This window comes from Gordonia aquimaris (assembly GCF_026262595.1).
Lineage (GTDB): Bacteria > Actinomycetota > Actinomycetes > Mycobacteriales > Mycobacteriaceae > Gordonia > Gordonia tangerina.
The window spans coordinates 93,286-99,285 of the sequence record NZ_JAPKFM010000020.1 but is presented as its reverse complement, the minus strand read 5'-3'; the positions used below and the strand labels follow the sequence as shown (position 1 = coordinate 99,285).

Genomic DNA, 6,000 nt, shown 5'->3' with positions numbered 1-6,000 from the left:
CTCCACGATGTCGGACGCCGCCGCGGTGATGTCATAGCGCTGCGCGGCGCCCGCACCCAGCAGGTACAGCTCGGGGCCCAGCGACCACATCCCGCTGGTCCTGTCCCGATCGACCATCCCCTGCTGGGCGAGCGCAGTCAGCAGACGATGCGCGGTGGGCCGGGCCAGATCGGTGGCGCGCGCCAGCTCGGAGGTGGTGGCACCACCCGTTTCGGTGGCGGCCACAGCACGCAACAACGCCGCGGCGCGGTCGATCACCTGGTTACCGGATGCACTGGACATGGGCTCGACAATAGCGTTCATATAATGAACGCATTACGTCCACCAAGATCATCTGTCGAGCAATAGGCGCGATATCTGGACGAAAGATTGCGGCATGACGTGCAGATGAGCAGACTCACCACCCAGTAACTTTCGCGTTCATTGAACGAACGCAAGCGCGGTGGAGGTGTCATGGCAACACAGGTGAGCACTACGGTGGGCGAGGCGATCGCCGACATCGTCAGCGGCAGCACGCTCGCTGTCGGGGGCTTCGGGCTGTGTGGGATACCCGACAAGCTCATCGAGGCAGTCGCCGAATCCGGCGCCACCGACCTCGAGGTCTATTCCAACAACTGCGGGGTGGACGACCACGGGCTGGGCATCCTGTTGTCATTGGGCCGAATCCGCCGCGTCACTGCGTCCTACGTCGGCGAGAACAAGGAGTTCGCGCGTCAGTACCTGGCCGGCGAACTCGAGGTCGAGCTCACCCCGCAAGGCACTCTCGCCGAACGACTGCGCGCCGGCGGCAACGGAGTTCCGGCTTTCTACACACCGGCTGGGGTGGGGACGCCCATCGCCGACGGCGGCATGCCGTGGCGCTACGCCACCGACGGCACGATCGCCGTCGCGTCACCGCCGAAGGAGACGCGGGTGTTCGGCGGCAAACGGTATGTACTCGAAGCGGGCATCCACGCCGACTTCGCGCTCGTGCATGCGCGTGTCGGCGACACCCACGGCAATCTCGTGTTCGACAAGACCGCGATGAATTTCAATCCCCTCGCAGCGATGGCCGGCCGCATCACCATCGCGCAGGTCGAGGAGCTCGTCGAGCCAGGCGTGATCCACCCCGCCGACGTGCATCTGCCGGGGGTGTTCGTGCAGCGGATCGTGCACACCGGACCTCAGGACAAGCGCATCGAGAAACGCACGATCAGCACCACCGAAGGAGCCGCCTGATGACCACCACCGTGACCGGCTGGACTCGGCGGCAGATGGCCGCACGCGCAGCCGCCGAGATGATCGACGGCGAGTACGTCAACCTCGGCATCGGGCTGCCCACACTGATCCCGGATCACCTCCCCGCCGACATCCACGTGACGCTGCACTCCGAGAACGGCATCCTGGGCACCGGCGGGTACCCGACCGAGGACGCCGTCGACGCCGACCTCATCAACGCCGGCAAGGAGACCGTCACCGTCAGATCCGGTGCGGCATTCTTCGATTCGGCGATCTCGTTCGGGATGATCCGCGGCGGCCACATCGACACCGCGGTGCTGGGTGGGATGCAGGTCTCGCGCACCGGCGACCTGGCGAACTGGATGGTGCCCGGCAAGATGGTCAAGGGCATGGGCGGCGCGATGGACCTCGTTCACGGCGCGGCTCGGGTCATCGTGCTCATGGAACACACGACCCGCAACGGTGACCCCAAGATCCTCGATACCTGCACGCTGCCCCTCACCGGCGCGGGTGTCGTCAACAGGATCATCACCGATCTCGCGGTGATCGACGTGATGGGCGACGGCACGCTGCTGCTCACCGAAGTCGCTGCCGGCGTGAGCGTCGATGATGTGGTCGCACGCACGGGCGCCGAGCTCACCGTCGACGTGGGTTGAGAGTCACCGGCCACTCACGCGCCCGCTGAAGCCGGACTCACCCCACCGGCACGCACACGATCGTGATGCACACCGTCTTGGGTGCGTCCGGGATCGGGAAGATCGGCACCAGCGGCACCGGCAGCAGCGGCACGGGCAGGATCGGCACCGGGATCTCGGGCACTTCGATCGTTGCTGCCTCATGCGTTGTGGGTGCCGCCGACGCGGTGGGCGCGACGGCCAGCGCCGCTGCCGCTGCGAGCCCTACCCCTGCTGCCAGCTTCTTGAGATGTGCGGTCATGATTGTGCTCCTGGAGATCCTCGAGAATCAGACCGCTGATTGTGGACCGGCAGGGATTCAACAAGAGCCGACTGATCATTTCGTTACTGACACAAAACAATTGGTCCACCTGACCCGGCTGCGGGCTGCCACACCGTTCGGGTCGGGCTCCACGTCGATTTTCGCACACGGCGATGGCGATATCGAGAGAATCGTCATTCGACGGACGGAGTCGATCGGGGCACAACGGTGTCGACCGCGCCGACCAATGCGGTCAACGCCTGTCCGCAAAAGACGGCAGTATGGTCACATGTTGGAGACCTCTGCCCGCCTGTTGGCGTTGCTGAGCCTGTTGCAGACCCGCCGCGAGTGGTCGGGTTCTGAGCTCGCCGACCGGCTGCACATCACCACCCGCACGGTGCGCCGTGACATCGACAAACTCCGCGAGCTCGGTTACCCGGTCGACGCCACCGTCGGTGTCGGGGGCGGCTATCGACTCGGCGCGGGGGCGGAGATGCCGCCACTGCTACTCGACGATCAGGAGGTGCTCGCGGTGGCGCTCGGCCTCAACGAGATCACCACCGGGTCGGTCAGCGACATGGCCGAGGCATCGGCAGGCGCACTCGCGAAGCTCCGTCAGGTGATGCCGTCACGACTGCGCCACCGGCTCGATGCGCTCACCATGGAGGCCGTGCCACGCGAGACCCGAAATCCCGTCTCCGGTGCGACCCTCACCGACATCGCCACCGCGTGCCACCGCACCGAACGCCTGCGATTCGACTACCGACGCGGCGACGGGACCGAGAGCCGACGCGAGGTCGAGCCGTACCGGCTGGTTCGCAGCGGGCTGCGGTGGTACCTGATCGGTTGGGATCTCGGGCGCGACGACTGGCGATCATTCCGGGTCGACCGCATGGAACCGAAGACACCGACCGGTCCGCGCTTCGTCCCGCGTGAGCTCCCAGAGGGCGGTGCCACCGGATACTTGTCCCGGAGCCTCGGGGCGGTGTATCGACGCGCGTCGGCGCGCGTACGTGTCCACGCGCCGCTGGCCACTGTTGCCGCCATGGTGCACGACGAGTGGGGCACCATCGAGGCGGGAGACGAGAACAGCTGCGAATTGGTGCTTTTCAGTACATCGCTGGTCAGCATCGCGCGCTGGTTACGCGCCTTCGACGCCGACTTCACCATCCTGGAGCCGCCCGAACTCATCGACGAATGTCGGGCGGTGGCCCGCTATCACGACGACGTCGCGGCACGATACCTGCGCGCGGCCGACGCCGCCGAACGATCATGAACGTCGCCGACCTGCCCGCGTTGCTGGCGCAGACCACGCAACGATTGCGTACTGCCGGTTGTGTGTTCGCCGAGGAGGAAGCACAACTGTTGCTGGCCCATGCCGACAACGAGACCCAGCTCGCCGCCTGGATTGCTCGCCGCGTGACCGGAGAACCGCTCGAGGTGGTGCTCGGCCGGATGACCTTCTGTGGGCAGACCGTGTTCGTCGATGCCGGAGTGTTCGTCCCACGCCGACGCACCGAGTGGTTGGTCCGACAGACCGTCGCGGTCACCCGGGCCGGTTCGTCGGTGGTGGACATGTGCTGCGGGACCGGTGCGATCGGTCTCGTGGTGGCGCGCGAGGTCTCTGACATCCGGTTGTATGCCTGCGATATCGATCCGGCTGCGGTGCGCTGCGCGGCCCGCAACATCGAACCGCTCGGTGGCCGAACATTCTGCGGTGACCTGTTCGACCCGCTGCCCGCGGCGTTGCGCGGCACCGTCGACAGCATCGTCGTGAACGCCCCGTACGTACCGACCGCCGAGATCGCCCACATGCCTCCCGAAGCACGTGACCACGAGCCGCGGCAAGCCCTCGACGGCGGGGCAGACGGCGTCGACCATCACCGCCGGATCGCTGCTGCGGCGGGCGAATGGCTACGACCGGGTGGTCACGTCCTGATCGAAACCGGCGCGGCGCAGGCGGGACTGACCGCCGAAGCACTGTCGGAGCACGGTCTGCTGACCTCGGTGGCGTCGTCTGACGAGCTGGCGGCGACGGTTGTGACGGGACGCCTGCGAGGCCGGTGAATCCACAGCGCCCCGGCCGCGGGTGAGCGGTCGGGGCGCGGTGAGTTGTCTGACACCACCCCCGGAGTCCCGCGGGTACGGGGATGTCGACAAAGGTGGTGCGTCCTCGGGATCGCCCGGGGCGAGTGCAACGATCGATCCGTCGGCGCCCTCGACGCTACCGGGCGATCCGGCACCGGTCGAACAGCGCCGGATGAACAACGGATGAAGCATCTGATCAACTGCGCGAACGCGTTTCGCACTGTTCCGCAGCCCGCTCGCATGCGCACCCGACGCACGCCTTCCGACGCTGTCGGCGGCCCGTGACATGCTGTCAGCCGACCGCCTGTGACACGAAAGCGCCGATGCCGAAGACGACACCGATCCGACGACGAACCTGGCTGCTGCTCGGGGTTCTTCTCGTGGCTGCCCTCGGACTCGTGGTGGTCAGCGCGCTGCCCGATGCCGACGACACCACCGCCGGCGGCGACCGCACGGCAGTGGGCTCGACCGTGCCGAGTGCGCCCGCAAGCGGTTCCGCAGCCCGGTCGGTCTCCCCTGCCCCGGAGACCACCGCACCGCCCGCCGGACAGTCGGAAGCCGTCCGACGCTCCCTGACGACGTTGGACACCCTGGCGGTGAAGGGTCGGGCACCCAGGACCGGATACGAACGAGAGCAGTTCGGACAATCATGGTCAGACGACGTGAGCGTCACCGACGGCCACAACGGCTGCGACACCCGCAACGACATCCTGCGCCGCGACCTCACCGACGTCGCGCTGAAACCCGACACCCGCGGCTGTGTGGTTCTCGCCGGCACGCTCGACGACCCGTACACCCGTCAGACGATCTCCTTCACCCGTGGTCCGGACACCTCCGCTCAGATCCAGATCGACCATGTTGTCGCCCTGTCGGATGCGTGGCAGAAGGGAGCGCAGCAACTCGACGCCGATCGGCGGCGTGACTTCGCGAACGACCCGCGAAACCTGCAGGCAGTAGCCGGGTCGGCGAACCAACGCAAAAGCGACGGGGACGCGGCCACCTGGCTGCCGCCGAACAAGAGCTACCGATGTACCTACGTATCCCGCCAGATCGAGGTGAAGTCGCTGTATCGGCTCTGGGTGACGCCGGCGGAGAAGGACGCGATGACACGGGTGCTCACGGCCTGTTCCGGCACCGCGATCCCGACATCAGAGACGGCATCGCCCCCGCCGACGAAGACCGACCGGGTCGCGCCGGCCTCCTACTTCCCGAACTGCGCGGCAGCGCGTGCCGCGGGGGCCACGCCGTTGCGGCTTGGTCAGCCGGGGTACCGCGCCGCACTCGACGGCGACGGTGATGGGGTCGCCTGCGAGTAAGCCCGGCGCTGTCGCGGAGGTGTCGCAACATACCTCCTGAGGCAACCCACTCGGCGCGGCCTCGCGGATGGATCAGCTGGCGAACAGCAGAGCCGGGAGCAGCGAACTCCCGAGCGTCGCGCTCCCGACGATGCCGACCCCGAGCGCTGCGCTGCCTGCTGCGACAATCGCGCGCCGCGCGTTGATCATTCGCACGTGGAAAGTCTCGTACCACGTCCGCGGATCGAGTGTCGGGCCCGCGGCACCCATTTCACACGACCGCTCGACGACACATCCGCGGTGGTGCGCGCAAAGGGATTCGAACCCCTGACCGCTGGTGTGTAAGACCAGAGCTCTACCGCTGAGCTATACGCGCAAGTGACGATCCGGCTAGTTGATTACCGGCCGACGCCAACTCATGAATGTAATGGGTATCTCGTCAGAGCCCAAACCGGCCGACCCG

The 6,000-nt window shown here is 67.0% G+C and carries 8 protein-coding genes and 1 tRNA gene; 5 read left to right on the top strand and 4 right to left on the bottom strand.

The annotated features are described in order from the left end of the window. Positions 1–282 (bottom strand): helix-turn-helix domain-containing protein (locus OSB52_RS17755; protein ID WP_266062918.1); only part of this gene is annotated, 282 nt, incomplete at its 3' end. 171 nt (positions 283–453) lie between these two features. Here OSB52_RS17755 and OSB52_RS17750 point away from each other — a divergent pair. Both OSB52_RS17750 and OSB52_RS17745 read left to right on the top strand, forming a co-directional pair. After that, positions 454–1,218 carry a CoA transferase subunit A gene (locus tag OSB52_RS17750; protein WP_266062917.1) on the top strand — a complete coding sequence of 255 codons (765 nt, stop codon included), beginning with the start codon at positions 454–456 and terminating at the stop codon, positions 1,216–1,218. Continuing rightward, positions 1,218–1,874, top strand: a complete 657-nt coding sequence (locus OSB52_RS17745; protein ID WP_235722718.1) for a 3-oxoacid CoA-transferase subunit B — start codon at positions 1,218–1,220, stop codon at positions 1,872–1,874. Before OSB52_RS17750 ends, OSB52_RS17745 begins: the two co-directional genes overlap by 1 nt. A gap of 37 nt (positions 1,875–1,911) precedes the next feature. Here the strand turns inward: OSB52_RS17745 and OSB52_RS17740 are convergent, their stop codons facing one another. Then, a complete protein-coding gene (locus OSB52_RS17740) occupies positions 1,912–2,154 on the bottom strand; it encodes a hypothetical protein (protein ID WP_266062916.1) in 243 nt (80 codons plus the stop codon). A 289-nt stretch (positions 2,155–2,443) separates the two neighbouring features. Here OSB52_RS17740 and OSB52_RS17735 point away from each other — a divergent pair, with 289 nt between their 5' ends. From OSB52_RS17735 to OSB52_RS17725, 3 genes are all read left to right on the top strand, one after another. Then, entirely contained in the window at positions 2,444–3,430 is a 987-nt protein-coding gene (locus tag OSB52_RS17735; protein WP_266062915.1) for a helix-turn-helix transcriptional regulator, read from the top strand. Next, complete coding sequence (locus tag OSB52_RS17730; RefSeq protein ID WP_235722715.1) at positions 3,427–4,221, top strand: putative protein N(5)-glutamine methyltransferase; 795 nt, start codon at positions 3,427–3,429, stop codon at positions 4,219–4,221. The genes OSB52_RS17735 and OSB52_RS17730 overlap by 4 nt, the downstream gene beginning before the upstream one ends. A gap of 344 nt (positions 4,222–4,565) precedes the next feature. Then, entirely contained in the window at positions 4,566–5,558 is a 993-nt protein-coding gene (locus OSB52_RS17725) for a GmrSD restriction endonuclease domain-containing protein (RefSeq protein ID WP_266062914.1), read from the top strand. A gap of 72 nt (positions 5,559–5,630) precedes the next feature. Here the strand turns inward: OSB52_RS17725 and OSB52_RS17720 are convergent, their stop codons facing one another. Then, entirely contained in the window at positions 5,631–5,753 is a 123-nt protein-coding gene (locus OSB52_RS17720) for a hypothetical protein (RefSeq protein WP_266062913.1), read from the bottom strand. An 85-nt stretch (positions 5,754–5,838) separates the two neighbouring features. After that, positions 5,839–5,913: transfer RNA gene (locus OSB52_RS17715), tRNA-Val, on the bottom strand. Between the last annotated feature and the right edge of the window lie 87 nt (positions 5,914–6,000).